This is a genomic window from Halorubrum sp. B53, assembly GCF_059752395.1.
The window spans coordinates 42,112-67,740 of sequence record NZ_MWTH01000016.1 but is presented as its reverse complement, the minus strand read 5'-3'; the positions used below and the strand labels follow the sequence as shown (position 1 = coordinate 67,740).

The following is a 25,629-nucleotide window of genomic DNA, read 5'->3' as shown; positions in this document are numbered from 1 at the left end:
TTCGCGGGAGTGATCCGTTCGGGGGCGGGACCCGTTCGCGCGCGGCCTACGCGGCCGCCTCGGCGACCGCGTCAGCCAGCGCGTCGTACTCCGGCTCCTGGCCCGAGTGCTCCGCGAGCCAGCGGTACGTCACGACGCCGTCGCCGTCGATCACGAAGACGGCACGCTGCGCGACCGTGTCGACGCCGTAGTCCTCGAACGACTCGATGACGTCGTACGCCTCGATCGCGCGGTGTTCGGTGTCGGCGACGAGCGAGAACGGGAGCTCGTACTGCGACCGGTAGGCCGCGAGCGCGTGCGGGAGGTCGGTGCTCACGCCGAACAGCGTGCAGTCGTCGCGGTCGAATCCGTCGCGGAGCGCCTCCATCTCGTCGGTGCAGGTGTTCGAGAACGCGGCCGGGAAGAAGGCGAGCACCACGGGCTCGTCGCCGAGGTGGTCGGCCAGCCGGAACGGTTCGATATCGTCGTCCACGAGCGAGGCGGTGAAGTCGGGGGCGTCGTCGCCGACGGCTGTCATACCCACCGCTTGCGCCGCGGGCGTATCACAGTTTCGGCGTCTATCGGTGGCGTTCCCGATACGGCGGGGTTCCGGGGGCGTTGCCCGGCCAACGGCGACCCGCCGTCGGCCAACCGAGGCAAAAAGACTATAGTCGCAAGAGGGCTACTCCGGGATAGAGATGATAAGTGCGATTCCACTGATCGGCGGCATCCCGGCGGGTCCGGAGCTCCTCATTATCCTGCTCGTGCTGGTTCTCCTGTTCGGGGCGAACAAGATTCCGAAGCTCGCCCGGTCGACCGGCCAGGCGATGGGCGAGTTCAAGAAGGGACGCGAGGAGGTCGAAGACGAACTGAAACAGATGCAGGACGGCGACGAGGACGACTCGTCCGTCAGCACGGATTCGACCGACGACGAGGAACTCGAAGACCTCGAAACCGAGAAAGAGACGAGCGCGTAATCCGGTTCCGCGACGCCGACCGATCCCCGCTGCGACGTTTTCTCCAACCGCGTTGGGCGCGTGGCCTAGCGGACAGGGCGAGAGGTTCCTAACCTCTCGATCGCGGGTTCGAATCCCGTCGCGCCCGTTCCTTCGCTTCGCTCAGTCACGGGCGCGACTGGCTCCACGCTCGCTCACTGCGTTCGCTCGCGTGGATCCCGCCGTGCCCGTTTTCATTTAGTTGGCTCTGTTCAGCCCCCTCCCAGACCGGTTCTGGTCTGCAACAGCCGGGTGCTGAAGCGCACAAATTGACAGGCTACCGATCAGATACACTGCCAGGTAGCCCCGAAGTAGTCGCGTACGTTGCCGGCTGATTCACCGGAATAACTCCGGCCAACTGGCAGAAATACGTACTTATAATGATTTATTAAGTTAGGATCCTATGTATATTCATGAAAATTTTGAATATGTTTGAAGGCGAGATGACAACAAAACAAATGGGGGTCATCATGATCATCTATATGCTGGCTCTGGCCGTTTTTGGGGTAGTGGCAGTCATCGTGATACACGGTTTCAGATGGCAATGGCTCTAGCGAATCACTGTGACGCGGCGTGGTCGGTCGACAAACCGAACGGATCGGCCGGGTGACCAGCGAGGGTCCGTGTCCAAATTCGACTCTGTTGAAAGCCTCTACAAGCGACATATTCGGCCCCAGTTCCGCTCGGATCTTATATTTTCCCGATACGTTACCGTAACGGCGCCGTGTGGCCCCTGTGACGACAGTACCGACGCGCTCACCTGTGAATTTGACAACTCTGGAATAGTATGATGTCCGACGCGTGTCGGCACCTGCCGGCGGCGTCGAGGTTCCGCATCGGCTATCGGTGACTCGTTGATCCCTCGAGGACGCCCCCCGCTCAGTCGCCCTCGCCGAGCCGCGGGAACGACCGCCACGCGAGCCACACCGCGAACCCGGCGATCGCGAGCGTCGCGCCGGCCAGCAGGGGTCCGGGCTCGTATAAGAGGGGCGGGTGGTAGCCGAGTCCGTAATCGAGGGCGACGTTGCCGACGGCGACGGCGGCGGCGACGGCGAGCGCGCCGCGCGTCGTCCGACCGAACGCCGGGAACAGCAGCGCGAGCCCGACGAAACAGAGGTGCGTGCCGAGCACGCCCCAGTAGTAGATCCAGGCGTCGGAGGCCGCCACGTACTGGGAGAAGGCGAGGTTCAGCGAGACCAGCGGCCAGAGGCCGAACGTGATCAGCCAGACGAACGCGAGCGTCTGGAGGTACGCCAGCGGCCTCGACGTCGGCGCGTCGGCGACCGCGCTCCCGTCGGTCCGAACCGTCGGGACGAGCGTCAGCAGGACGGCGCCGCCGAGCGCGACCGCGACCGCCGAGTCCGCGTACAGCGGCCACAGCGGGACCGGCACGTCGCCGGCGGTCGGGGCGTAGTAGCCGACACCCACCGCGAGCATGAACGCGACGAACGCGAGCACGACGCCGAGGCTGCGGGACGTACCGAGCAGCTCCTCGGCGATCGCCGCGCGGACGCGACGCCGGACGGCCGGCCGCCTGAGCCGACCGAGCGAGCGGAGCGCCGAGGCGTCGTCGGGGCGCGTCACGCCGGTCGCTTCGACCGCGAGGTATAAAAACCGCCTCCCAGCGGGCGATTATCAGAGCCGGTGTTTTGCGAGACACCTTTTTCAACGGTCGCGGCGTTGACGCAGTCATGGCAACCGAGGACGCCGAGCGTTCGCCGCAGTCGCCCGGCGAGGCGGCCGGAGCGGCGTCAGCGTCCGACGCGCCCGTAACGAGGGGGCGCTACTCGTGGCGGGCGTTCCTGACCGACCGCGGCCGGGCCGACGCCGCGGCGGCGCTGTACGCAGACGTCGGCGAGGAGCCGGTAGTCCCGGCGAGCGCCGTCGCCGCGCACGCCGAAGACGGGACCGATCGCGTGCTCCGCGCCTCCGGCGTCGACGAGCCGTTCGTCGCCGACGGCGACACGCCGGTCTCCGGGCACGGGACGCCGGACGCGGGGACGCTCGTGGTCGGCGACGGCCACGTCGTGCTCAGCGGCGACGCCGTCGTCCCCGACGGGACGTCGACGGCGGTGGTGGACTCCGGGGCGTTCGACTCCGAACAGGAGTCCGAACCCGAACCCGAGTCCGAACCGGACTCGACGGGCGAGGAAGGCGAGGCGGAGTACGAGGGGGATCCGGAAGACGCGGTCGGCGGTGACGACGAGGACGGAGACAGCGACGGAGACGGAGACAGCGACGGGGACGACGATGGGGGCGAACTCGCGGTCGGTCTCGGCGGCGTGACCGGGAGGGTCGCCGTCGCCGCCGCCGACGTCGAGATGGTCCCGAGACGCGCGCCGACCCCCGAGGAATGGGCGCGCGTCGACGTCGATCCGAGCGAGTTCCTCGGGTTCGACCCGTCGGAGACGGGGTACCGAGTCCGGGCCGCCGCGGCCGTCGGCGACATCCTCTGGGACCGCTGTTCGGCGCGGTACGACCTCTACTCAGTGCCGGTTCTGAAGGGCTACTACACGTGGGACGACTACCGCGACGAGTACTTCCTCGACGAGGACGGGAACCCGCCGACCGAGGTGAACGAAGAGGGGGAGGAGGTGCCGCTCGAGTTCACCCACGAGGACAAGACTGAGGCGCTGGGGTTCGACCCCGACCGGACCGAGGAGCTGCTGGGGGCCGGCGGGACCGCCGCCGAGGAGCTCGCCGATCTGGTCGACGAGCGGACGGTGAACGTGAACCCCGAGGTCGATGAGGACGAGTTCTTCTCGACGGCCGCGGGCGACACCACGCTCGCGAATCGCTACGACCTGGAGAAGGCGGTGCCGATGCCGAAGAAGACCCACTTCCGCGAGATCGAGCGCTACTGGGTGAACAAGCCGTACGCGTTCGTCATCGTGTTCCGCTCGACGAAGGAGAACGAGGTGAAGTACTACGCGGTCCAGCCGTACCGCACCGAGATCGAGACGGACCTCGTCGAGTTCCTGACGGGGAAGCTCCGGACCTCGATCAAGTACGCCGACGAGGCGATCGCGGGGGGCGACGAGGAGTTCCGCAAGGACGTCATCGTCGACGAGGCGCTCACCCTGCTCGACCGGTACGATCTCTACGAGCGCGAGGCAGGCGACCGCGGGGTGATCGACGACCTCGTCGACGAAGCGGTCGACCGGTTCGGGTTCGACGTCACGGAGGGGATCGCCGCCCGAATCACGGAGTCGCTCGGCTACGAGCCCCCGACGGCGTCGGAGTCGGAGTCGACGCCGAGCAAGATACTCGCCAGGCCCGAGCCGGCGGTGATGGCCGAGGACCCGGAGACGCTGTCGGACCACCAGGTCGAGAAGCTGCTGTACTACCTCAAGCGGGACTTCATCGGCTACGAGCGGATCGACCCGATCAAGTACGACATCAACGTGGAAGACATCTCCTGTGACGGGTACAACTCCCCCGTCTTCGTCTACCACTCCGACTACGAGCAGATCATCACCAACGTCTACCACGAGACCGACGAGCTCGACGACTTCGTGGTGAAGCTCGCGCAGCGCTCCGGGAAGGGGATCTCGAAGCGGCGCCCGCAGGTGGACGCCACGCTCCCGGACGGCTCCCGCGCCCAGCTCACGCTCGGCCGCGAGGTGTCGGACCACGGGACCAACTACACCATCCGGCAGTTCAACGACGTCCCCTTCACCCCGATCGACCTGATCAACTGGAAGACGTTCTCGCTCGACGAGATGGCCTTCCTGTGGCTCTCCATCGAGAACCACAAGAGCCTGATCTTCGCGGGCGGCACCGCCTCCGGGAAGACGACGAGCCTGAACGCGGTCTCCCTCTTTATCCCCTCGAACGCGAAGATCGTCTCCATCGAGGACACCCGCGAGGTCGAGCTCCCCCAGCGCAACTGGATCGCCTCCGTCACCCGCCCCTCCTTCTCCGACGACGACAAGGGCGACATCGACGAGTTCGACCTGCTGGAGGCCGCGCTCCGCCAGCGCCCGGACTACATCGTGATGGGCGAGATCCGCGGCGAGGAGGGCCGGACCGCCTTTCAGGTGATGTCGACGGGCCACACCACGTACACGACGTTCCACGCCGACACGGTCGGCGAGGTGCTCAAGCGGTTCACCACGGAGCCGATCAACGTCTCGAAGACGATGTTCACGGCCCTCGATTTAGTCTCCGTCCAGACGTCGACCCGGGTGCAGGGGAAGAAGGTGCGCCGGAACAAGTCGCTGACCGAGATCAACCACTACGACGCCGAGAACGACGAGATCAACGTCCAAGACGTGTTCCAGTGGCAGGCGGAGACGGACGAGTTCCTCCAGATGGGCGACTCTAACACCCTCGAGGACATCATGTTCGACCGCGGATGGAGCCGCGAGACGCTGAACGAGGAGCTCCGGAAGCGCCGGGTCGTGTTGGCGTATCTCATCGACCGCGGGCTCAACAGCTACGCGCAGGTGGCCGCGACGTTTCAGGCGTTCATCAACGACCCCGAGACGGTGCTCGCGCTGATGGCCAACGAGGGGCTGGAGCGCTCGCTGGAGGACCTCCGGGAGATGGAGTCCGTCCTCATCAACGTCGACCGCGACAAGGAGGAGATGGTGCCCCGACCGGACCCGGACGAGGCGGGCCGGGAGGAGGTCGAGCAGATCCTCGACGAGGCCGAGGACCTGTTCGCGGAGTACCGGGGTCGGATGCCCGACTCCGTCGCCGACGCGCTGCTCGACGTGGCCCCCGCCGTCGACGTCGAGGCGTCGCCGGACGGGGACCACGAGACGCTCGAAGAGACGGCCCGCGAGGCGGCCGCGCTCCACCCCGATGCGCTCGGCCCGGAGCGCCCCGACACCGGCGCGGACAGGGACGACGCAGAGACCGACAGCGCAACGGACGGAGCCGTGACTGACGACGGCGTAACGGGAGACGGCGTAACGGGAGACGACGTGACGGACAGCGACGCGGGCGCCGAGGCCGAGCCTCCCTCCCCCGACCCCGATCCCTCGTCGTCGGAACCGGTTCGTCACGACAGCTTCGAGGGAGTGGCCGACGCGACCCCGGTCGACAGCGACCCGAGGGTCGGTCCGACCGATCGAACGCCGAACGCAGACGACTCGGTGGGCGCAAACGGGTCGGAGGCACCGAGTGAGGCCGCCGACGCGGACGCGGAGGACGGAGCGATTGACTTCGACGAACCGTTCGACGAGGGGATCGACGTGTTGGACCCGGCCGACGAGGAGACCGATACGCCTGCGGTCGCTCCCGCTGATAGGGTCGGCGCCGACGCGCTTCCCGACGACTCCCAGCTTGACGAACCGGGGTTCGGCGCCCCCGGAACCGACGATTCCGGGAGCGATGCCGGAGCCGGTCCCGACGGCGAGGACTCGGACGCGAGCGAGGGCGACGTGGAAGATGACGAGGGCGACGTGGGCGAGGGCGATGTGGGCGACGTGGACGAGCCCGATGAGGCTAGCGAGGGGGACAACGATGACGAAGCGAGCGGGGACGACGACGAGGGGGACGACGAGGACGACGACATCGACGACTGGGGGTTCGGCACGGTCGAGTCCCCGGAGGAGCGGTAGCGCCGTGTCCCCGAGGAGGTGGTCCGCGTGAGCCTCGACACGGGGGTCGGCGACGGGTCCGCCGACGCCGACGTCCTCGCGGAGCTGTTCTACCCCGTCTTCGAGCTGCTGTTCGACCCCGACGGCGACTTCGTCGGGGACGTCGAGCGCAAGCTCGCGGAGGCCCGGATGCCGGACCAAGTGGAGATGTACGTTTCCCGGGCGCTGGGCGTCGGGCTGCTCGTCGGCGGGCTCCTCTGGGCGCTGGGCACGCTGATCGGCTACGGCGTGTTCTCGCTCGGGCTGATCGACCCGAGCGCGCTGTCGCTCGGCATGCCGGCGCCCACGCCGGCGATCCGGGACCTGTTGCGGTCGCTCGTCGTGCCGACCGCGGTGCTGATTAGCGGGCTCGTCTTCGGCTCGATCGGGTTCGCGCTGGGATTCGGCGCCCTCGTCGCGGTCCCCTACTCGCGGGCGTCCTCGCGGAAGCGCGAGATCAATCTCCTGCTCGCGGACTCCGTCTCGTTCATGTACGCCCTCTCCGTCGGGGGGCTCAACCAGCTCGAGATCCTCCGCGCGATGGCGACGGCGGAGGACACCTACGGAGAGGTCTCCCGCGAGTTCCAGAGCATCGTCAACGAGACGGAGTACTTCGGCACCGACTACCGGAACGCGATCCGCCAGCAGTCGATGGAGACGCCGTCGGACGAGCTCTCGCAGTTTCTCGCCGACATGCTCTCTATCGTCAACTCCGGCGGCGACATGGAGAGCTTCCTGAAGGACAAAAAGGAGAAACACCTCCGCACGTCGAAACAGGAGCGCGAGATGACCCTGGAGACGCTGGAGCTGTTCGGCGAGATGTACATGACGCTCTCGCTTTTCCCCCTGCTTCTCATCATCATCCTCGTCATCATGGGGATGATGGGAGAGTCGGACGACTTCCTGCTGTACGCGACGGTGTACGTCCTGATCCCGCTGACGGGCGTCGGTTTCCTCGTGCTCGTCTCGACCGTCAAACAAGACGAGCCCGGCGACGGCTACCTCCACCCCGACGGCGGCAGCGAGCGCCTCAGACAGACGAGCCAAGAGGGGCTGCTCCATTTCGGACTGATCGAGGGATTCGTCGGGCGGTTCGGCGTCTTCGACCGGATCCGCGACCGGGAGGGGACGTACAAGACGAAGCAGATCGTCTCGGCGCCGCACCATTTCCTGCGCGACAACCCGCTGTACACGCTGGCGCTGACCGTGCCGGCCGCGGTCGCGATCGTCGCTATCGCGGCGCTCACCGGCAACGCGCCGACCACGTTCGACGGGTGGGTCGACCGCCCCGTCTGGTCGGCGTTCGTCTGGATCTACCTCCCGGCGTACCTCGTGTTGGTCCCGCTCGCGGTCTTCCACGAGTGGAGCCAGCGCTCGAAGCGGGCGATCACGGGCAAGCTCTCCGAGAGCCTTCGGAAGCTCTCCTCGGCGAACGACACCGGGCAGACCCTGCTCGAATCGGTCCAGACAGTCTCGGAGACGTCGACCGGCCAGCTCGCCGAGGAGTTCGAGGTGATCCACGCGAAGGTGAACTACGGGATGAGCCTCCGGGACGCCATGGTCGAGTTCAACAACAAGTACGCGGTCCCGCGGCTCGCCCGGACGGTGAAGCTCATCTCGGAGGCGCAGGAGGCCTCCTCGCAGATCACGGACGTGTTGACCACGGCGGCGCAGGCCTCGGAGAACCAGGACGACATCGAGCGCGAGCGGATCTCCCGGACCCGGATGCAGGTGGCGATCATCGTGATGACGTACGTCACGCTGCTGGGCGTGATGGCGATCCTCCAGACCCAGTTCATCGACGTGATGGGCGACCTCTCGTCGCAGGGGGAGTCGGCCGGAGGCGCGGGCGCCGGCGCCGGCTTCGGCGGGGGCGGCGGCATCGACCCCTCGGTGCTCTCGATGCTGTTCTTCCACGCCGTGACCCTACAGGCGGTGCTCTCCGGCTTCATCAGCGGCTACATCCGGAACGCGGACATCATCTCCGGCGTCAAGTTCGCGGTGGTCCTGATGACGCTCGCGCTGGGGGTGTGGATCTATGTCGGGTGAGCGGCGGGCGATCGGCGCCGACCGCCGCTCCGCGAGCGACCGCGCCCAGACCCCGATCGACTTCGCCGTCGGCGCGGGCGTATTCCTGCTGACGCTCGGGTTCGTGATCGCGTTCATCCCGACGGTGTTCGACCCCTTCGCCGGCGCCGCGACCGCTTCTCCGGTCGTCAGCGACCGTATCGCCGCGGGGCTCGCCGGTGACCTGCTCGCCGCCTCGCCGACCGAGCCCGGGGTGTTGTCCCCCGCGTGCACGGTCGCCTACTTCGACGGCGACGAAGGCAACGCCACCCTCGCCGACGCGGCCGGCTGCCCGGCCGGGGTCGCGAACGACACGGCCGCGGCGTTCGGGATCGACGACGAGGTGCTCGTCGTCGTCCACGCGATGGGGGCATCGGACCCGATCGGGAACGCCTCGACCGTCTCGATCGACACGCGGTACGGGACGCACCCGGTCGAGCTGCGCCGCAGCACGAGAGATCCGGTCCGCCTCGACCGCGGCGGCGTCAGCGTCTCGCAGCGGCTCGTCTCGATCGAGGGGACGCAGTACCGGCTCACGGTGTGGGTGTGGTGACGATGCCCCCGAGCGAGGACCGCGCGCAGGCGCACACCCTAGAGGCGTTCGCGGCGGCGATCCTGATCGTCGCCGGGCTCACCTTCGCGCTGCAGGCGACCGCGGTGACCCCGCTGTCGGCCAGCACGTCGAACCAGCACCTGGAGAACCAGCAGCGCGCGGTCGCGGACGACCTGCTGGAGACGAGCGCGGCGAACGGCGACCTCGAGGACGCCCTGCTCCGCTGGGACCCGGTGAACGAGACGTTCACCGACGGCCGGAGCCCGAGCTACTTCACGGCCGGCGGCCCGCCGAACGCGTTCGGCGAGGCGCTGAACGCGACCTTTGGAGAGCGACGGATCGCGTTCAACGTTCACATCCGACACGGCTCGGACAACGGCGACGAGACGACGCTGGTGGACATGGGATCGCCGAGCGACAACGCCGTGACGGCGACGCGCACGGTCGTCCTGACCGACGACGCGAACCTGACCGCACCGGGACACGGGAACACGACGCTCCGGGCGCTCTCGAACGGGTCGGAGCCGGGCGAGTTCTACGCGGCCGACGCCGCCGTCGGCGCGATATACGACCGAATGGAGGTGCGCATCGTCGTATGGCAGCTGTGATCCCCGGAGCGGCCGACGGCGACGGTCCGCGCGGCGACCGGCGGTTCCGCGACGCGGACCGCGGTCAGCTCCTGTTGATATCCGGACTCGTCGTGGCCGTCTCGCTCGTGGCGCTCGTGGTGCTGTTGAACGCGAGCATCTACAGCGAGAACGTCGCGACCCGCGGGATCGAGGCCGCCGACGGGGAGGCGCTGGAGGTCCGCGCCGCCGCCGTCGAGGAGACCGGGAAGCTGATCGACGGCACCAACCGGAACCGCCCCGCGAACCACTCCGAAGCCACGGCGGCGGTCGAGGAGGGGATCGCCGACCTCGACGAGTACCTCGCCCGTGCGTACGCCGATCGGGGCGGCGTGACCCGCGTCTCGGGCGACCCCTCGTCGATCCGCGCCGGCCGCTACGTGACGGGGAACCTCACCGCGAACGGCACCGGCGACTCGAACGCGACGCTCGCCGACGGGGTCGCCCAGACGCGGGGGTTCGTCGTCGAGGTCGACCCGGACGAGCTGGCCCCCACGGACGCGGCCGGGGCGCCGGACGACGCATTTTATATCGAGTTCGACGACGGCGTCAACGAGACGCGGGAGGTGTACGTGTACAACGGCACCGGCGACAACGTCACCGTCGCCGTCGGCCAGAACGGGAGCGCCCCGACCGTCGTCTGTTCGACGCCGACCGCCGACCGCGTCGCCGTCGACCTGACCGGCGGGACGCTCGGCGACGAGCGCTGTCCGGGGCTCTGGGCGACGAGCGCCGGGGAGCTGGGCACCCCCTACGACGTGACCCTCGAGCGGACGGACAAGGCGAACGGGACGGTGACCGCGACCGTGCGCCCCGACTCGGGGGACGCCGTCGGATCTGACCTGACGTCGTCGCCGGCGGTGTACGACGCGGAGATCGACCTCAGCTACCGGACCGCGGAGCTCCGGTTCGAGACGACGGTTCGGGTCGCCCCGGGTGAGCCCGATGCGTGAGGGCGGGCGCGGCGACGGTCGCGGTCGCCTCCGCGGCGACGAGCGCGCCGTCAGCGTCGCCGTCGGGTACGTGCTGACGCTCGCGATCGGCGCGGTGCTGCTCTCCGGGATCGTCATCGGGATCGGCGGCGTCGTCGACTCGCAGACGGAGCGCGTCGTCAGGGGCGACCTCGCCGTGGTCGGGCAGACCGCCGTCGCGAACCTCGAGAGCGCGGACCGGCTCGCTCGCGCGGCGGAAGTCGACCGCCCGGACGACGCCGACGCCGCGAACGTCTCGGTCGACGTCGACCTGCCCGACAGGATCGCCGGTCGCACGTATCGGATCGCAGTCGACAACGAGTCGGTGACGCTGCGGACCGACGACCCCGAGGCGGTCGCCGAGATCCCGCACGTCGCGAACCTGTCAGTCGAGCCGTCTCGCGTCCGGGGGGGCCCGATCCGATTCCGGTACAACAGCTCCGTCGGCCGGCTGGAGGTGAGAGAGCGATGAGCGGGCGGGAGCGGAGCCAGACCGTCTCCGTCGGCGGCGTCTCCTCGATCGCGGGCGACGACCGCGGCGTGAGCGACGTCGTCGGCTACATCCTCGTGTTCTCGCTTATCACGATCACGATCGGCACGGTGTTCGCTGTCGGGATCACCGGCGTGGAGGACCGCCGGGAGGCCGAGCGCGTCGCCAACGTCGAGCGCGCGTTCGACGTGCTCGACGACAATCTCCGAGACGTCCAGCGGTACGGCGACCCCAATCGGGCGACGGAGATCCGGCTGGCCGGCGGCACGCTGTCGACGTCCGCCGAGTCGCGGTTCGTCCTCGCGAACACCAGCAACGCCAGTGAGGTCGCGAACGGGACCCTGGCCGAGTGGACGTCCAAGACGATCGCGTACGAGGAGGGCGACACGACGATCGCGTACGAGGCCGGCGCGCTCGTCCGCGGCGACGGTGACGGGTCGGTGATGCTCTCGGAGCCGCGCTTCGTCGCCGTCGACAACCGGACGACCGTGCCGATCGTGGCGCTGGTCCGCGGCGGCGGAGAGGAGAGCGTCACCGGGGAGGGTACCGTCCAGATCACCGCGGTCGAAGGCCCCAACGTCGACTCGGAGACCGAGCGGTTCGACGCCGCGAGCGGCGAGACGCTGTACCTCTGGGTGGAGACGGACCATCCGGACGCGTGGGCGCGCTACTTCGAGCGCGCCGACGGGTTCGCGGACGCGACGCCCGCCGACGCCGACGGCGTCGCGGTGGCGGAGCTGTCTCACGACGATTTGGTGTACGTGCGCGAGGTCGTTCGCGTCGTCGGGCTGCAGCGCTGACGGTCGCCCCGCGAGCGGCCTCGTTCGACCGATTCGTTCGGGCTAGTCGTCCTCGATCGTCACGCCGTGGCGGGAGACGTGTAGGTGACTCACCACGGGAACGGAAGCCCCCCCGAACGGCTTGGCGTTCTTAAGCGACTCGTCGTAGTGGAGACTGAGATCGGCGTCGTCGAAATCGAAGCTCCCGGAGGTGAACGATCCTTTGAACGTCATATTATCGTCAAGCGTCACGTCGCTCGTCGGGGCGTACATGACGCCCGCGAAGTCGATCCCGTCTGTCTGCTTGCCCGCGAAATAGATGTCGTCCCCGCTCGAGTACAGCCACAGGTTCTTTGTCACGTCGTCGTCGGCGGCGATTTGCGCCGTATCCGTCACGTCGACGTTGCCGGTGTTGTACAGCTCGAAGCGGGTGCCGGTGGCCGCCGTGACCGACGCGTCGTTCCGTATCTCGACCGCGCCGTCGACGAACAGGTCGCTGCTGCTCCCGCCCTGCGCGCGGAGGGTCGACTGATCTCGCATCGAGAAGCCGCCCTCGACGAGGACCGCGACGTCGCCGCCCGCACCGTCGAACTCGACTTCGCTGCCGTCCTCGCTCACGTTGAGCCCTCCGTCGACGTGGAGGGTCGCCCCGTCCTCGATCCGGAGCGTGCTGCCGTCAGAGACCGTGATGTCGCCGTTCACGTAGGTGTCCGTGTCGATGGTTTTGACGGATCCGTTGTCGTGTCCGAACCCGGAGACGGTGTTCGATTCGAGATCCTGGTCGCGGATCCGGTTCATCCGCTCGGTTATGGCGCCCGAGATGGGGTCTGCGGGACTCAGCGAGTCGTCGGTCCGCCGCTCGCCGGTGACGTTCAGCTTGTCCTCCTGGCCGGGCGGGATGTTGTACGACTCGGCGATGAGGTCGCCGCGGATCGTGATAATGTCGGTGCCACCGCCCCCGCCGGCCGTGAGACGGAACTCCCCGGTGGTCTGGACCACCGCATTACTACTCGCGTTGTCGCGTCCGGGATAGGAAGTATTGTTTTTAGAGTCGTAGCTGTCGGCGTACAGGCTGTCGATCCCCCCCGTGTCGAGCCGAGAGCGCCCCACCGATGAGACGCTCGCGCTGAGCGTCGGGTGGACCGTCTCCGTCCGGAGCGCGACGCGGACCTCCGTCGGCGAGACCTGCGTGACGTTCGCCCGCGTCCGGGTCTCGAAGAACCGCCCCCACGCCTCCGCGTACTCGCTCTCGACCGTGACCGTCACGTTCCCGCCGAGCAGGGGGTTCGAGACGTTCCCGGCAGGAAACAGCCCCTCCGGGTGGCCCGGGGCGTCCGTGACGACGGCCGCGTCGCCAAGCCGCCCGTCGGTCCCGTTGATCGTCACGAGCGGGAGCGTGAGGGTGTCGCCGCGGTAGTGGAACTCGGGCGGGGAAACCATCCACGAGCCGTCGCCGTTCGACCGCCAGACGCCGCCGCCCTGATACGCGACCCGGTCGTCGCCGCGCTCGTAGACGATCGTCCCGAGCGTGACGTTCCGCGTCGTGGTCTCCAGGTCGCCGGCCGCGTTTTCCGCCTCGACCTCGATGCGCATCACCCCGGCGTCGTCGTCGACGCGCACGTCGGCGCTCCGCCCCGGGCCGAGCCGCACGCGCTGGCTCGTCGACCCGCCGTGCGCGACGAGGCTGGCCTTCGAGTCGAGCTGCGTCATCGTCCCCTCGATCCGCTGGACGTCGGCCGAAGACTGGACGTCGGCGAGCGCGGTCGACCCGAGCCCGACCGTTATCCCGACCGCGGTGATCGTGAGCCCCAAGAGGAGCACGACGCCGATCACCTCGCTCTGTGCGCGGTCGGGACGCTTCATACGGGAACGTACGCCGGGAGCACGGATAAATAGCGACGTCCGAGTATCGTATCTGAGAGCGGCGTCGGCGGCCCGCCGCGCTCGTCCGGCCCGCCGCGCCCCCGCCGCGCCCGCCGCTCCCCGAGCGCACCACCTAAGCCGGCGGAGCCGCTCCGTACGGCCATGACCGAGGAGCTGTACCTCGCAGACGACACGGTGACGACGTTCGAGGCAACCGTCGAGCGCGCGCTCGACGACCGCGTCGTCCTCGACCGGACGCACTTCTACCCGACGGGCGGCGGCCAGCCCCACGACACGGGGACGCTCCGCGCCGCGGACGGGGAGGGCGACCCGCGGTGGCGCGTGGTCGACGTGCAGAAGAAAGACACCATCTACCACACCCTCGCGGCGGGAGGCGAGGGAGACGCCCCCTCGCCGCCCGAGCCCGGTACCGCCGTCGTCGGCGAGATCGACGCGGCGCGCCGGGCGGCCCACTCGAAGTACCACACCGCTCAGCACCTGCTCTCCGCCCTGCTTTTAAACGAATTCGACGCGGAGACCACCGGGAACCAGCTGTACGACGACCACGCGCACCTCGACGCGGCGTACGACCGCTTCGACGACGCCGACCTCGACCGGATCGAGGATCGGCTCAACGAGCTCGTCGCCGACGAACGTCCCGTGACGAGTTACGCGATGGACCGCGCGGAGGCGGAGGCGACGCTCGATCCGGAACGCACCCGAATCGACCTCCTCCCGGACTCGATCGAGGAGCTTCGGATCGTCGAGATCGGCGCGGCGGGCGCGGACGAAGCGGGTCCGGGGACCGACGCCGACCCCTACGACCGCACCGCCTGCGCCGGGACCCACGTCGGCGACACCGCCGAGATCGGCGAGGTCGTCGTTACCGGCCGGGAGACGAAGGGGGCCGAGGAGGAGCGCGTCCGGTTCGCGCTCGCCGAGCACGCCGACAGCGGCGAATAGCGCGCGCACCGACGCGGCGCGGCGGGCGCCGATCCGATCGCCCGCGATCCCGCCGTTTATATACGATCCGCGGTTGGTTCCGCCATGAAGTTCTGCGACGAGTGCGGCTCGATGATGAAGTCCGGCGAGGGCGAGGACCACTGGGTGTGCGACTCCTGCGGCAACGAGATCGGCCGGGACGACGCCGACGACGAGTGGACCACCGAGTCGCAGGTCGAGTCGGAGGTCATCGACGTGAGCGACGCGGAGGACAAGGGGCTCCCGCAGACGACCGCCCACTGCCCGGAGTGCGGCAACGACCGCGCGTACTGGTACATGCAGCAGATCCGCTCGGCCGACGAGTCCGAGACGCGCTTCTTCGTCTGCACGGACTGCGAGCACAAGTGGCGCGAAGACGACCACTGACCGACGCGCGACGACGACGCCTCTCTCTTCCGTCCCGTCGACCTCCGCGCTCTCCCGCCCGCGACCGCTTTTAATTACCTCGCCGGCGAACGCCGACCATGGACCCGCCCGTCGTGCCCGCCGACCGCCTCGGCGGCTGGCGACGCGTCGACGAGGCGACGGACCGGCCGTTCGCCGCCGGCCCGGTCTCGGTGACCGCGAGCACGGTGCGGTACGAGCGGGTCGAGTCGCCGGCGCCGCGGCCGTTCTGCTTCGCGAGTCGCCTGCGGATCCGCCCGGAGACGACGCCGAACGCCGCGCTCACCCGTCTCGTCGAGCGGCGGGCCAGAGAGGGGTTCCGCGACCGGCTCGCCGAGCGCGACGTCGAGGCTGTCGAGCGGCGCGGCGACCGCGAGATCGCGATCGACGATCCGACCGCCTCGCGCGCGACGCTGTGGACGTTCCGCGGCGACTGCCGGATCGGTGAGGTCGGCGGCGACGACGGCGCGGACGACGCCGAGGGCGCGGGGAGCGGCGCCGGCAACGCGGTCCCGGTCGAGGCGCTGCTCGCGGTCTGGGCGACCGACGAGTACCTCCTCGCCGGGGGCGCCTACCCGCTCGACGCGGACGCGTACCCAGACGGTCGGGATCCCGCGGACGCCCGCCGCGAGCTGTTGGGGATCGTCCGAGGCGTGCGCTCCCCGTCGGGCGGAAGGGGCGGAGAGGGGGGAGCGGGCGGAGAGGGAGGAGCGGGCGGGGCGGGCGAGTAGGCGAGACGAGTCGCCCGCGGCGGCTCAGCAGGCCACGGCGCCGGCGCCCGACTCGACCGGGGAGCCGTCGTCGCGGTAGTCGGAGTCGCCAATCGCGCCGCCGAACATCGGGAGGTCGAGCTCGTAGGCGTACAGCACGTCGAACGCCGCGAACGGATCGATCCCGTTCGCGACCGCCTCGCGCGCGGTGAGCCGGACCCCCGCGGCGAGCGTCACGACGGGGACGCCGTCGAGCGCGCCGGCCGCCTCCAGCCCGAACTCGTTGCCGGCGGCGGGATCGGTCAGCACGGAGAGGTGGACGACCGCGTCGATCGTCGCGCCCGTCTCGCCGATCGAGATCGGGTAGCCGTCGCCCGCGAAACAGCGCGTGGGCGGCGTCACGGCGGCGCCGTCCGCGTCGTCGCCCGGCGGGTCGCCGCCCGTCTGCGCCGCTCCGACGCCGACGGCCGCCCCGCTCGCGGCGAGCGCCGAGAGCAGGAGCAGCGCGGTCGCCAGCGCCGCGAACCGGGCCGCTTGGCGGTTGGTCATCGGTGCCGGATACGGCGGACGCTTTTAAAATACCGCGGCTTTCGTTATCCGATCTGATACTCTCGGGCGGTCGGCGTCACGTCGAGCCGAGCAGCCCCTCGACGAGCAGCTCGCCGGAGGCGACGTTGGTCGCCAGCGGGACGTCCTTCACGTCGCAGACGCGGAGCAGGGCGGAGATGTCCGGCTCGTGCGCCTGCGCCGTGAGCGGGTCTCGGAGGAAGACGACGCCGTCGATCGCGTCGTCGGCTATCATGCCGCCGATCTGGAGGTCGCCGCCGTACGGGCCCGACGCCTGGCGGTCGACGGCGAGACCCGTCTCCTCGGCGATGCGCTTCCCCGTCGTCCCCGTCGTCACGAGCTCGCAGTCGTCGAGGGCCGCGGCGTGCTTCGTGACGAACTCCACCATCTCGTCTTTCAGCTCGTCGTGAGCGATGAGCGCGAGACGCATGGGTCGACGTCACCCCGTCGCAATTTAAAAACTCGCGTCGGCGCAACGCGCGGGACGAGGAGCGGATTCAGCGGGCCGACCTATTTGAACCGGAACGTCTCCAGGTTCTTCGGCGCGAACGTCCGCATGTTGTAGTCGTGGTATAACGCAGAGGAGAGGTCCTGCACGGAGCGCTCGTCGCCGTGGACGCACAGCACCTTCTCGGGTCGCGGGTTCATCGTCTTCACGAAGTTCTCTAACCCCTGCCGGTCGGCGTGGCCGGAGAAGCCGTCGACGACCTCGGTGCCCATCTCCAGCGTGAGCGTGTCGCCGCGGCTCCCGCCGCCCCAGCCGTCGACCGGGATCTCGTCCCAGCCGTTCTGGATCCGGCGCCCGAGCGTCCCCTGCGCCTGGTAGCCGACGAAGACGAGGTTCGAGTCCGGGTCGGGGCCGATGTGGCGGAGCCACGACATGATCGGCCCGCCCTCGATCATCCCGGAGGTGGAGATGACGATGCACTCGTCGCCGTCGGCGACCTCCTGCCGCTCGTCCTCGCCGGCGTCGATGTGGTTGAACTGGTCCGCGAGGAACGGGTTCTCGTCGTCGTGGAAGATCCGGTCGCGGAGGTCGTCCCGGAGGTACTCGGGGTAGGTCGTGTGGATCGCGGTCGCCTCCCAGATCATCCCGTCGAGGTGGACGGGCATCTCCGGGATCTCGCCCTTCCGCATCGCCTCTTCCAAGACGAGCATGATCTCCTGGGAGCGCCCCACGGCGAACGCGGGGATGACGACCTTCCCGCCCTGCTCGTACGTCTCGTTGATGACCTCCTTGAGCGCCTCCTCGGAGTCGGCCTGGTCGGTCTGGTAGTCGTCGCGGCCGCCGTAGGTGGACTCCAAGACGAGGGTCTCGACCCGCGGGAAGTCGTTGACGGCGCCGTTGAACAGACGGGTGTCTTCGTAGTGGATGTCGCCCGAGAAGGCGACGTTGTAGAGCCCGTCGCCGATGTGGAAGTGCGTGACGGCGCTCCCGAGGATGTGGCCCGCGTTGTGGAAGGTGAGCTTCACGTCGGGCGCCACGTCGGTGACATCGCCGTACTCCAGCGGGATGGTGTGTTTGATCGCGTCGCGGACCTGCGCCGACTCGTACGGCGGCGTCCGCCCCTCCTTGGCGGCGACGTCGAGGTAGTCAAGCGTGAGCAGGCCCATCAGGTCGCGGGTCGGCTCCGTGGTGTAGATCGGGCCGTCGTAGCCGTATTTAAACAGGAGCGGGACCAGCGCCGAGTGGTCGAGGTGGGCGTGCGTGAGGACGACGGCGTCGAGGGTCGCCGCGCCGGCGCCGAGCGCCTCGGGGACCTGGAGGTACGGCACTTCGCCCTCCGCGCCGGGCTTGTCGCCGCAGTCGATGAGGATGCGCGTCTCGGGCGTCGAGAGGATGAACGCGGCCCGACCGACCTCGCGGCAACAGCCGAGCGTCGTGATCCGGACCCACTCGTCGTCGGACATCTCCTCGCGGTGGATCTGGCGCCCGACGCGTTCGAGGATGTCACGGCGCTCCTCGCGCTCGGTCTTCAGGAAGCCGCGGACGTTCGAGACGGTGGAGGACTCGATCGGCGGCGTCCGAACGACCTCGGGGGTCCAGCCGACCTCCTGGGTGATCTCGCGCAGCGTGGAGCCGCGTCGACCGATCACCATGCCCGGCTTCTCGGCCTCGATGACGACCTCGCCGGTGTCCTCGTGGAAGTCGAGGGAAGTCACGCCGGCGTCGTCGGGGATCACGTCGCGGACTTCTTCCTCCGCTCGCGCCGGCGGGGAGAGGGCGCTGGGGTCGGGGCGGACCGTGATTCGTTTCCGGAGCTTGGAGGCGAGCCGGCGGATCAGGTCGCCGTCGCCGGCGAACCGCTTCGGGTCGCGGGTGTAGACGACGAGTTCCGGGCCCTCGTACTTGACGTCGGTGACCGTGATGTCGTTCGGAATCTCCTGTTCGATCTCTGATTTCAGGGTATCGAGCTGCTTGTCGACTTGACTCATATCTTACCGCGGGTAGTTGGGGTCGCCGCCGCCGTCGGGCGCATCCGCGCGCCGGTCCGTGGCTCGTCGCCGAACGGTCGACCGTGACGGGGTAGGCATAGTGGTAGTACTGTCCGTAGGCGATACCGTGCGGGAACAGCCAGCGAAAACCCGCTTAGGTGGACGTATACCCCCGTTATTATAAAACCCTTCGCAAAGGGCAAACTCCTTGCCCGGCGGCGTCGTCCCCGCTCCCATGCGCGTCACCCCCGAGACGGTCCGCGACGAACGCGCGTGGGTGCGAGACCGCGCGCCGGTCGTCGTCCCTCGCATCAACGAGGCCCGCGAGCGACTGGGGACGCTGTTCGAGACGGACGTCGACCCCGTGACCAGCGAGGCGTACCGCCGCGAGGTCGACGCCGTCTTCGCCGACGGCGAGGTGGCGGTCAACGCCGCCGGCTGCGTCGCGCTCCTCCGCGACCTCGACGTCGCCGGCGACTACCCCGGCTTCGTCGTCGACGAGGTCCTCGGCCGCGAGCTGGCGGCGACGATCGCCGGCGGCCGCCCGCTCTCGCTGCTCGCGGAGGCGACGTTCCACTTCGTCGACGTCCACGTGAGCGGGGACGAGACGGCCGACGGCGCGGGTTCGGCCGGCGCCGACGACCTCGACGCCGCGCTCGCCGCGGGCTTTCAGACGCGGCTCCCCGGCTGGGAGTGGCGAGAGGAAGAGAGCCCGTTCGCGGTGGGGTCGGGCCGCGACGGATCGGACCCGGACGACTGACGCTACGAGGTGAACTTCCGGACGAACTCGTAGCCGCGGTCGAGCAGCGCGTCCGGGAGGAACCGCGCGAGCACGCCGACGCGGGCGGCGGTGCCCGGCTGGACCCGCGCCGGCGGCCGCGTCGCGCTCGCGGCGTCGTAGATGGCGCCGGCGACGAGCTCGGGCTCGACCGCGCCCGGACCGTCGCCGCCGATCAGCTGCGCGTCCTCGAACATCGCGTAGAACTCCTCGTAGGCGCCGGAGCGGTCGATCCCGGCGTCGTCGCCTTCGTCGCCCCCGTCCGCGCCCGAACCGGTACCCGTCTCCGCCTGGGCGCGCTTCGAGAAGTTCGTCTTCACCGGGCCCGGCTCGACGACGACGACGTCGATCCCGTGCTCGGCGACCTCGTTGCGGAGCGCGTCCGACATCGCCTCGACGGCGAACTTCGAGCCGCTGTACACGCCGCCGCCGGGGAACGAGACGCGCCCGGCGACCGACGAGACGTTGATAATCGTGCCGTCGCGCTCGCGGCGCATCGCCGGCAACACGGCCTTGATGAGCCGATGCGGGCCGTACACGTTCACGTCGAACTGCTCGTGGACCTTCGCTGTCGACACGTCCTCGATCGGACCGAACTGGCCGTACCCCGCGTTGTTGACCAAGGCGTCGATCGCGCCCTCCTCGTCGAGGATCCGGTCGACGACGCGGTCGACGTCGGACTGGTCCGTCACGTCGAGCGTGGCGAGCTCGCAGCCCGCCTCGCCGAGCGTCTCGATGTCCGCCGGATTCCGAGCGGTCGCGTACACGGTCCATCCCTCGTCGGTGAACGCGTGCGCCGCGGCGCGGCCGATACCCGAGGAACAGCCGGTGATGAGTACCGTCTTCTGCACGCGTCGTCGGTCGGCCCCCGTCGGCATAACTCTCCCGACCGGGCGTCGACCGAGCGGGGCGGTGTGGGCGCCGCCGTCGCGGGCGGTCCGAGTCAAAAAGCGCTGAGCGGCGAGCGACTCACTCCTCGTCGGCGTCGTCCGCCGCCTCGTCGTCCGCCGCCTCGTCGTCCTCCTCAGTCGCGAGCAGGTCGCGCTCGTCGAGGATCGCCTCGATCTCCTCGTTCGACCGCTCGGTGTAGCCGTCGTCGTCCTCGACGGTGATCGTGGCGACGCCCACGCCGTTGGGAGCTAACTCGCCGTCGTTCGACTGCGCGAGGGTGTCGAGCGCGAGCCCGACCGCCTCGTCGGTGGAGAGGCCCTCCTCGTACTCCGCTTCGAGGTAGTCGCGGAGGTCGCTCCGGTCCGAGCCGATCGAGAGCGCCTGCCACTCGTAGGGGGTACCGGACGGGTCGGTCTCGAAGAGTCGCGGCTCGCCGTTCTCGATCCCGCCGACGATCAGCGCCACGCCGAAGGGGCGCGCGCCGCCGACCTGGGTGTATTGCTGGATGTGGTCGGTGATCGTCTTCGTCAGGGTCTCGATGCCGATCGCCTCGCCGTAGCGCAGGCGGTTCACCTGCGCCTGCCGGCGCGCGAAGTCGATGAGTTGGCGGGCGTCGGCGACGTGGCCCGCGCTCGCGACGCCGACGTGGTCGTCGGCCTTGTGGAGCTTCTCGATGCTCTCCGGCTCCATCAGGGGGGAGCGGGCGCGCTTGTCGGCCGCGAGGACGACGCCGTCCTCGGCGCGGACGCCGACGCTCGCCGTCCCGCGTTTCACCGCCTCCCGGGCGTACTCGACCTGGTAGAGCCTGCCGTCGGGAGAGAAGATTGTGATTCCTCGGTCGTACGCCTGCTGTTGGGATTGGCCCTGCATGATATCACTCGATGTCGAACGCCGCCGCGCCGACGTAACCCGACTCGACCCGCACGTCGCACGCGTCCTCGCGCACGACGGCGGGCCGCTCGGCGTCCCGGAACGCGACGTCTCGCTGTGTAGAATTAGCGCCCGCGCGACCCATATATCTTTCCTCACAGGCACGTACCGTCCCCGAGATCCCACGGACGTGGATCCCGACCGGGTCGCCGTCGATCTCGCTGACGCAGGCGATCGCCGCCCGCGCCTCGTCGACGTGCCCGTGTCGCACTTTAACGATCGCCTCGCCGACGCCGTCGCCGTGCGAGAAGCTGAGGAGGGTCAGGTCCGCGTCGGCGCTGCCGGCGTCGCCGATCAGGTTGCCGGCGGCGTACCAGAGCGCACGCTGGAACGCGCGGCGCCCGACCTCGGCGTCGGGCCACGTCTCGATCCCGACCGCGACGTACCGCCAGCGCGGCCGGAGGTGTTTGGGGAGGTGTTTCACGGCGCGGTCACCCGGACAGCGCGGCCCCGCGCTCCGCGACGATCACGGCGACCTGGTCGTGAACGCGCTCGACAGCGGTCACCGCGAACCCCTCGGCGGTGAACGCCTCGACGAGGGTGCCGACGGTGGCGGGGTCGTCGACCTCGGGGCCGTAAAAGGGTGCCTCCGGGTCCGGCTCCTCGAAGAAGGCCACGTCGCCGAGGACGATCCGGCGCGCCCCGGTCGCGGCCATCTCGCGGATCGCCTCGCGCTTCTCGTCGTCGGCGAGGTGGTGGAGCGCGAAGTTCGAGGTGACGACGTCGATCCGCTGATCGGCGTCGATCTCGGGATCGCGGAACTCGCCGTACGCGAACTCGACGTTCGCGAGACCGCGCTCCTCGGCCTTGCGGCGCCCCTCGTCCATCATCCCCTCGCTAACGTCTCGGGCCAGCACGCGCTCCGCGTCGGTCGCGAGCGCGAGGGCGATCGCGCCGGTGCCGGCTCCCAGATCGAGGATCACGTCGTCGGGGTCCGGGTCAGCGTAGTCGACGACGAGGCTCGCGCAGGCGTGGTACTCGTCGCTCTTCGAGTCGTCGTACTCGGCGGCCTTCTCGGAGAAGCGCGCCGCGTGCTCCTCAACGCTCTTCTTCATACCTGCCACGTCGGACCCCGGGCTCTATGAAGGCCTCGGAGCGCCGCTCGCGGTTGCGGGCCGCGATCGCCCCCCACGCCCGGAGCCCCTCCTCGACCCACTCCGGGTCGAACCCGACGGCCTCGGCGGCGGCGACCAGCTCGCGGGGCGCGCGGAGACCGAGGTGCGAGCACGCGTTCGCGCTGACGACGTGTGGCGCGTCGTAGTAGGTCACGATCTCGCGGAGCTTCCGCAGGTCGGCGAGGGCGCGAACGCGCTTGCCACCGCTCGCGCGGAGCAGCGGGCCGAGGTCGAACTCCACGTGGACCCCGTTGTCGCGGGCCGCCTTCGCGAGGACGTGGTTGAAGTCTCCCGGGCCGTCCATCGGTCGCGCCAGCACGTCGACGCGCGGCTCCTCGACCGCGAACCGGTTGAGGCCGTCGTCGCCGCCGACGAGGCAGACGACGGTGCGCTCGGTCCGGTAGTTGCCCACCGCGCCCGAGGCGCCCGTGGCGTCGTCGGCGTCGACCTCGACCGCGTCGACGACGTCGACCCCGTACTCCTCGCGGAGCGCGGCCGCCTCTTGTGAGGGCTCGCCGTCATCGCCGGCCGGGGTGAGCGCGTCCCGCGTGCGGACGACGACCCCGTCGTAGCCGTACCGCGCCGCGGTGGCCGCGTGGCGGGCGACGGTCGCGTCGCCGTCGGGGTGGGCGTGAACGGCCTCGTACATGGCCGGCCGTTTCGGCTCCGCGGGTATCGTCGTTGCGCTTTCGGGCGGCGGGGGCGACCGCGTCGGGTCGGCGCGGCGCGCGGGCGGCTCGCTCGGCGCCGCGCTCCCCGGGAGGTTTTTGCGTCGCTCGGGGGAACCGGAGCGCATGAGCGCCGACCTGGAGGAGAAGACGGACCGCTACGAGCGGATGCTCGCGGACGCGCTGGCCGCCGCGGAGCCGCGGCCGCCGGCCGACACGCCGCTCGGCGAGGCCGCGGCCGACGTGGTCGAGATGGCCGAGTCGTACCTCGACGACGGGCGGCACTTCCGGGAGGACGGCGACCCGGTGAACGCGCTCGCGTCGTACTCGTACGGGTACGGCTGGCTCGACGCCGGCGTCCGGCTGGGGCTGTTCGCCGTCCCCGACGACACCGAGCTGTTCACGACGTGAGCGGCGGCGCGGCGACGCGTCCTCGTCTGAGCGGCGACCCCCGCTACGCGTCCTCGAGCCGCGAGCGCGCCGCGTCCGGGGCGTCGCCGAGGATCCGGACCGGCGCGCCGGTCTCGATCGCGCCGTCCTCGACGATTCTGGCCCGGAGCCCACCCCGATGCACGAGCGCCTCGCGGACCCCCTCGCGTTCGAGCAGCGACTCGAGGTACGAGCACGGCTCGCAGAGCTCGACGCCCTCGCAGACCGCGTCGCCGACGCGGAACCGCGCCCCGACGAGGCGGTTGAGCCCGATGTCCCCGGTGGTGAGGTTGCGCCGGTGCTCGTCCGGGCCGACGGCGATCCCGTAGTCGCGCTCGACGGCGTCGAGCGTCTCGCCCTCGATCAGCGACAGCTCGCGGCTCACGTCCCGCGCCGACTGCGAGTAGGTCCCGCGCTCGAGGAAGTACCGGTCGCCGCGCAATCCCCGCCCGGACACCGCCTCGACGCGGTCTCGCTCCTCCATCGGCTCGCCCGACTCGGCGGCGACGTGAATCGCCTCGATCCGTCCGGTCATGCCGCGTCAGACGACCACGAGCGACAAAGCGGTTGCGGCGGGACGGTGGTCGACGTATCGTCGTTGTCTTCAGCGGTATCGAACGCCCTACGACGAGTGCGAGGCCCGACCGCCGATACTCCGCCGTCACCGGCTGGCTCATTTATAAGTCGTTGACTGCGGGTCGACGGGGAGCACCTCCAAAGCCCCAGCCGCTCGGCTATACGCGGCCGACAACTCTGCGGTGAACACCGCCAAAGCCCCAGTCGCGAGGACGGCGCACGCTCGCTGCGGTCCTCAGTCGCTCGCGCTGCTCGCTCCTTGCGGTCCTTGCGTCACCTGCGCCGTCCTCGCGACTGCCCCTTTGAATCCTACCCACCGCAACCGCACCGCAGCCTCACGCCTCCCCAGCCTCGCGGTTCGCGCTCTTCGAGCGCTCACCGCGTCCCTCGCGGACTCCTCGCGGTCGCCGGCGGCGACCGCTCGGAGGCGCGCCACCGCAATCTTACTTAAAAAACCTCCGCGGGATGTCGTGATTACTTATAAAATCCCCCTACCGGAGGCTCTCGCTCGCTTCACTCGCCCCGCTCGCGGAGGGCCGCCAGCACCGTCTCCGTCCCGTCCATGTACGCCTCGTCGAGGACGACGTCGGCCGCCTCGCGCGCGGTCGCGTCGGCGTTGGCGACCGCGTACGACTCGCCGGCGACGGCGAACGTGGAGGCGTCGTTCTCGCTGTCGCCGATCGCGACGAACGCCTCGGTGGCGATCCCGAGCGCATCGGCGACGCGTTCGAGGGCCTTCCCTTTGCTCGCGGCGGGCGATTTGACGTGGTACGCGTAGCCGGTGTCGACGACCGTCACGTCGCCGTCGGCGGCCGCGGCGACCTCGCGGAGCAGCGCCTCGTCGGCGTCGAGCGACAGCGCCACCTCCGTCTCGCGCCACCGGTTCACCGTGTCGCCGTCGCCCCAGCCGACCTCCCCGCCGCGCTCGCGGAACGCCTCGACGACGGCCCGGGGCGCGGTCGGGTCGCCGAGGACCGCCGTCTCGCCGTCGACGTACGCGACACCGCCGTTCTCGGCGATCACGAACTCGGGTCGGCCGAGGAAGTGCGCCAGCGCGACCGGGTAGGGGAACGCCTTCCCCGTCGCGAAGACGACCGGCGCGTCCCAGTCGGGCAACAGCTCGAAGACGCGGGGGTCGATCCGGCCGCTCGGCGTCGTCAGCGTCCCGTCGATGTCCAGCGCGAGGGGCGGGGTCATACCGGCGGTGAGGCGGCCGGGCGCAACTGTCTTGC

At 69.7% G+C, this 25,629-nt stretch carries 26 protein-coding genes and 1 tRNA gene; 14 read left to right on the top strand and 13 right to left on the bottom strand.

Features of this window, described 5'->3' with window-relative positions:
• Positions 1–46: 46 nt before the first annotated feature.
• Entirely contained in the window at positions 47–517 is a 471-nt protein-coding gene (locus B4V06_RS16795; protein WP_123114397.1) for a redoxin domain-containing protein, read from the bottom strand.
• Positions 518–677: 160 nt separating this feature from the next.
• Between B4V06_RS16795 and B4V06_RS16790 the strand changes: the two genes are divergently transcribed.
• Together B4V06_RS16790 and B4V06_RS16785 are read left to right on the top strand one after the other, a co-directional pair.
• Positions 678–956 (top strand): Sec-independent protein translocase subunit TatA/TatB, encoded by a 279-nt coding sequence (locus tag B4V06_RS16790; protein ID WP_123114398.1) that lies wholly within the window; start codon positions 678–680, stop codon positions 954–956.
• Between the two features lie 54 nt (positions 957–1,010).
• Positions 1,011–1,083 (top strand) — tRNA-Arg (locus tag B4V06_RS16785).
• A 770-nt stretch (positions 1,084–1,853) separates the two neighbouring features.
• Here the strand turns inward: B4V06_RS16785 and B4V06_RS16780 are convergent.
• Complete coding sequence (locus B4V06_RS16780; RefSeq protein WP_498170697.1) at positions 1,854–2,558, bottom strand: DUF1405 domain-containing protein; 705 nt, start codon at positions 2,556–2,558, stop codon at positions 1,854–1,856.
• A 107-nt stretch (positions 2,559–2,665) separates the two neighbouring features.
• Between B4V06_RS16780 and B4V06_RS16775 the strand changes: the two genes are divergently transcribed.
• The 7 genes from B4V06_RS16775 to B4V06_RS16745 are packed head-to-tail and all read left to right on the top strand — an operon-like array spanning position 2,666 to position 12,069.
• The gene (locus B4V06_RS16775; protein WP_498170694.1) at positions 2,666–6,544 is read left to right on the top strand and encodes a type II/IV secretion system ATPase subunit; all 3,879 of its coding nucleotides are present in this window, start codon (positions 2,666–2,668) and stop codon (positions 6,542–6,544) included.
• A 27-nt stretch (positions 6,545–6,571) separates the two neighbouring features.
• Positions 6,572–8,611, top strand: a complete 2,040-nt coding sequence (locus B4V06_RS16770; RefSeq protein WP_123114943.1) for a type II secretion system F family protein — start codon at positions 6,572–6,574, stop codon at positions 8,609–8,611.
• The gene (locus B4V06_RS16765; protein WP_498170693.1) at positions 8,601–9,182 is read left to right on the top strand and encodes a DUF7287 family protein; all 582 of its coding nucleotides are present in this window, start codon (positions 8,601–8,603) and stop codon (positions 9,180–9,182) included. The genes B4V06_RS16770 and B4V06_RS16765 overlap by 11 nt, the downstream gene beginning before the upstream one ends.
• 2 nt (positions 9,183–9,184) lie before the next feature.
• Entirely contained in the window at positions 9,185–9,790 is a 606-nt protein-coding gene (locus B4V06_RS16760; protein ID WP_123114402.1) for a DUF7288 family protein, read from the top strand.
• The gene (locus tag B4V06_RS16755) at positions 9,778–10,761 is read left to right on the top strand and encodes a DUF7261 family protein (protein WP_498170692.1); all 984 of its coding nucleotides are present in this window, start codon (positions 9,778–9,780) and stop codon (positions 10,759–10,761) included. Before B4V06_RS16760 ends, B4V06_RS16755 begins: the two co-directional genes overlap by 13 nt.
• Positions 10,754–11,251, top strand: a complete 498-nt coding sequence (locus B4V06_RS16750; protein WP_498170690.1) for a DUF7266 family protein — start codon at positions 10,754–10,756, stop codon at positions 11,249–11,251. Before B4V06_RS16755 ends, B4V06_RS16750 begins: the two co-directional genes overlap by 8 nt.
• On the top strand, positions 11,248–12,069 hold the full coding sequence (locus B4V06_RS16745; RefSeq protein WP_498170688.1) for a DUF7289 family protein: 822 nt from the start codon (positions 11,248–11,250) through the stop codon (positions 12,067–12,069). Before B4V06_RS16750 ends, B4V06_RS16745 begins: the two co-directional genes overlap by 4 nt.
• A gap of 42 nt (positions 12,070–12,111) precedes the next feature.
• Here the strand turns inward: B4V06_RS16745 and B4V06_RS16740 are convergent, their stop codons facing one another.
• Entirely contained in the window at positions 12,112–13,911 is a 1,800-nt protein-coding gene (locus tag B4V06_RS16740) for a DUF7289 family protein (protein WP_498170686.1), read from the bottom strand.
• A 162-nt stretch (positions 13,912–14,073) separates the two neighbouring features.
• Between B4V06_RS16740 and B4V06_RS16735 the strand changes: the two genes are divergently transcribed.
• From B4V06_RS16735 to B4V06_RS16725, 3 genes are all read left to right on the top strand, one after another.
• A complete protein-coding gene (locus B4V06_RS16735) occupies positions 14,074–14,874 on the top strand; it encodes an alanyl-tRNA editing protein (protein WP_123114407.1) in 801 nt (266 codons plus the stop codon).
• 84 nt (positions 14,875–14,958) lie between these two features.
• Positions 14,959–15,279 carry a transcription factor S gene (locus B4V06_RS16730; RefSeq protein WP_123114408.1) on the top strand — a complete coding sequence of 107 codons (321 nt, stop codon included), beginning with the start codon at positions 14,959–14,961 and terminating at the stop codon, positions 15,277–15,279.
• 98 nt (positions 15,280–15,377) lie between these two features.
• Entirely contained in the window at positions 15,378–16,028 is a 651-nt protein-coding gene (locus tag B4V06_RS16725) for a DUF6517 family protein (protein ID WP_255212552.1), read from the top strand.
• A gap of 24 nt (positions 16,029–16,052) precedes the next feature.
• Here B4V06_RS16725 and B4V06_RS16720 read toward each other — a convergent pair whose 3' ends face one another.
• The 3 genes from B4V06_RS16720 to B4V06_RS16710 form a co-directional block, all read right to left on the bottom strand.
• The gene (locus B4V06_RS16720) at positions 16,053–16,556 is read right to left on the bottom strand and encodes a DUF7332 family protein (protein WP_123114409.1); all 504 of its coding nucleotides are present in this window, start codon (positions 16,554–16,556) and stop codon (positions 16,053–16,055) included.
• A 76-nt stretch (positions 16,557–16,632) separates the two neighbouring features.
• Positions 16,633–17,004, bottom strand: a complete 372-nt coding sequence (locus B4V06_RS16715; RefSeq protein WP_123114410.1) for a methylglyoxal synthase — start codon at positions 17,002–17,004, stop codon at positions 16,633–16,635.
• Between the two features lie 80 nt (positions 17,005–17,084).
• Positions 17,085–19,010: a beta-CASP ribonuclease aCPSF1 gene (locus tag B4V06_RS16710; RefSeq protein WP_498170684.1), complete on the bottom strand. Its 1,926-nt coding sequence runs from the start codon at positions 19,008–19,010 to the stop codon at positions 17,085–17,087.
• 235 nt (positions 19,011–19,245) lie between these two features.
• Here B4V06_RS16710 and B4V06_RS16705 point away from each other — a divergent pair, with 235 nt between their 5' ends.
• Entirely contained in the window at positions 19,246–19,770 is a 525-nt protein-coding gene (locus B4V06_RS16705) for a DUF7984 family protein (RefSeq protein WP_123114944.1), read from the top strand.
• A gap of 2 nt (positions 19,771–19,772) precedes the next feature.
• On the opposite strand, the gene B4V06_RS16700 is transcribed toward B4V06_RS16705, so the two are convergent.
• The 5 genes from B4V06_RS16700 to B4V06_RS16680 form a co-directional block, all read right to left on the bottom strand.
• The gene (locus tag B4V06_RS16700; protein ID WP_123114412.1) at positions 19,773–20,666 is read right to left on the bottom strand and encodes an SDR family oxidoreductase; all 894 of its coding nucleotides are present in this window, start codon (positions 20,664–20,666) and stop codon (positions 19,773–19,775) included.
• Positions 20,667–20,757: 91 nt separating this feature from the next.
• Entirely contained in the window at positions 20,758–21,549 is a 792-nt protein-coding gene (gene psmA / locus B4V06_RS16695; RefSeq protein WP_498170682.1) for an archaeal proteasome endopeptidase complex subunit alpha, read from the bottom strand.
• A gap of 4 nt (positions 21,550–21,553) precedes the next feature.
• Positions 21,554–22,033, bottom strand: coding sequence for an Rpp14/Pop5 family protein (locus tag B4V06_RS16690; protein ID WP_123114414.1), 480 nt, complete (start codon positions 22,031–22,033; stop codon positions 21,554–21,556).
• Between the two features lie 7 nt (positions 22,034–22,040).
• A complete protein-coding gene (locus tag B4V06_RS16685; protein ID WP_498170680.1) occupies positions 22,041–22,664 on the bottom strand; it encodes a class I SAM-dependent methyltransferase in 624 nt (207 codons plus the stop codon).
• Positions 22,648–23,373: an RNase P subunit p30 family protein gene (locus B4V06_RS16680; protein ID WP_498170679.1), complete on the bottom strand. Its 726-nt coding sequence runs from the start codon at positions 23,371–23,373 to the stop codon at positions 22,648–22,650. The genes B4V06_RS16685 and B4V06_RS16680 overlap by 17 nt, the downstream gene beginning before the upstream one ends.
• 145 nt (positions 23,374–23,518) lie before the next feature.
• On the opposite strand from B4V06_RS16680, the gene B4V06_RS16675 reads away from it, so the two are divergent.
• Complete coding sequence (locus tag B4V06_RS16675) at positions 23,519–23,803, top strand: DUF357 domain-containing protein (protein ID WP_123114416.1); 285 nt, start codon at positions 23,519–23,521, stop codon at positions 23,801–23,803.
• Positions 23,804–23,846: 43 nt separating this feature from the next.
• Here B4V06_RS16675 and B4V06_RS16670 read toward each other — a convergent pair whose 3' ends face one another.
• Together B4V06_RS16670 and B4V06_RS16665 are read right to left on the bottom strand one after the other, a co-directional pair.
• Positions 23,847–24,356: an MOSC domain-containing protein gene (locus B4V06_RS16670; protein WP_498170677.1), complete on the bottom strand. Its 510-nt coding sequence runs from the start codon at positions 24,354–24,356 to the stop codon at positions 23,847–23,849.
• 554 nt (positions 24,357–24,910) lie between these two features.
• Positions 24,911–25,594, bottom strand: coding sequence for an HAD-IIB family hydrolase (locus B4V06_RS16665; protein WP_123114418.1), 684 nt, complete (start codon positions 25,592–25,594; stop codon positions 24,911–24,913).
• Positions 25,595–25,629 lie beyond the last annotated feature (35 nt).

Excerpts from the sequence above, each read along its gene's own strand:
- B4V06_RS16795 (WP_123114397.1), bottom strand. The coding sequence starts at position 517 with ATGACAGCCGTCGGCGACGACGCCCCCGACTTCACCGCCTCGCTCGTG.
- B4V06_RS16790 (WP_123114398.1), top strand. The coding sequence starts at position 678 with ATGATAAGTGCGATTCCACTGATCGGCGGCATCCCGGCGGGTCCGGAG.
- B4V06_RS16775 (WP_498170694.1), top strand. The coding sequence starts at position 2,666 with ATGGCAACCGAGGACGCCGAGCGTTCGCCGCAGTCGCCCGGCGAGGCG.
- B4V06_RS16765 (WP_498170693.1), top strand. The coding sequence starts at position 8,601 with ATGTCGGGTGAGCGGCGGGCGATCGGCGCCGACCGCCGCTCCGCGAGC.
- B4V06_RS16760 (WP_123114402.1), top strand. The coding sequence starts at position 9,185 with ATGCCCCCGAGCGAGGACCGCGCGCAGGCGCACACCCTAGAGGCGTTC.
- B4V06_RS16755 (WP_498170692.1), top strand. The coding sequence starts at position 9,778 with ATGGCAGCTGTGATCCCCGGAGCGGCCGACGGCGACGGTCCGCGCGGC.
- B4V06_RS16750 (WP_498170690.1), top strand. The coding sequence starts at position 10,754 with ATGCGTGAGGGCGGGCGCGGCGACGGTCGCGGTCGCCTCCGCGGCGAC.
- B4V06_RS16745 (WP_498170688.1), top strand. The coding sequence starts at position 11,248 with ATGAGCGGGCGGGAGCGGAGCCAGACCGTCTCCGTCGGCGGCGTCTCC.
- B4V06_RS16740 (WP_498170686.1), bottom strand. The coding sequence starts at position 13,911 with ATGAAGCGTCCCGACCGCGCACAGAGCGAGGTGATCGGCGTCGTGCTC.
- B4V06_RS16735 (WP_123114407.1), top strand. The coding sequence starts at position 14,074 with ATGACCGAGGAGCTGTACCTCGCAGACGACACGGTGACGACGTTCGAG.
- B4V06_RS16730 (WP_123114408.1), top strand. The coding sequence starts at position 14,959 with ATGAAGTTCTGCGACGAGTGCGGCTCGATGATGAAGTCCGGCGAGGGC.
- B4V06_RS16725 (WP_255212552.1), top strand. The coding sequence starts at position 15,378 with ATGGACCCGCCCGTCGTGCCCGCCGACCGCCTCGGCGGCTGGCGACGC.
- B4V06_RS16720 (WP_123114409.1), bottom strand. The coding sequence starts at position 16,556 with ATGACCAACCGCCAAGCGGCCCGGTTCGCGGCGCTGGCGACCGCGCTG.
- B4V06_RS16715 (WP_123114410.1), bottom strand. The coding sequence starts at position 17,004 with ATGCGTCTCGCGCTCATCGCTCACGACGAGCTGAAAGACGAGATGGTG.
- B4V06_RS16710 (WP_498170684.1), bottom strand. The coding sequence starts at position 19,010 with ATGAGTCAAGTCGACAAGCAGCTCGATACCCTGAAATCAGAGATCGAA.
- B4V06_RS16705 (WP_123114944.1), top strand. The coding sequence starts at position 19,246 with ATGCGCGTCACCCCCGAGACGGTCCGCGACGAACGCGCGTGGGTGCGA.
- B4V06_RS16700 (WP_123114412.1), bottom strand. The coding sequence starts at position 20,666 with ATGCCGACGGGGGCCGACCGACGACGCGTGCAGAAGACGGTACTCATC.
- psmA (WP_498170682.1), bottom strand. The coding sequence starts at position 21,549 with ATGCAGGGCCAATCCCAACAGCAGGCGTACGACCGAGGAATCACAATC.
- B4V06_RS16685 (WP_498170680.1), bottom strand. The coding sequence starts at position 22,664 with ATGAAGAAGAGCGTTGAGGAGCACGCGGCGCGCTTCTCCGAGAAGGCC.
- B4V06_RS16680 (WP_498170679.1), bottom strand. The coding sequence starts at position 23,373 with ATGTACGAGGCCGTTCACGCCCACCCCGACGGCGACGCGACCGTCGCC.
- B4V06_RS16675 (WP_123114416.1), top strand. The coding sequence starts at position 23,519 with ATGAGCGCCGACCTGGAGGAGAAGACGGACCGCTACGAGCGGATGCTC.
- B4V06_RS16670 (WP_498170677.1), bottom strand. The coding sequence starts at position 24,356 with ATGACCGGACGGATCGAGGCGATTCACGTCGCCGCCGAGTCGGGCGAG.
- B4V06_RS16665 (WP_123114418.1), bottom strand. The coding sequence starts at position 25,594 with ATGACCCCGCCCCTCGCGCTGGACATCGACGGGACGCTGACGACGCCG.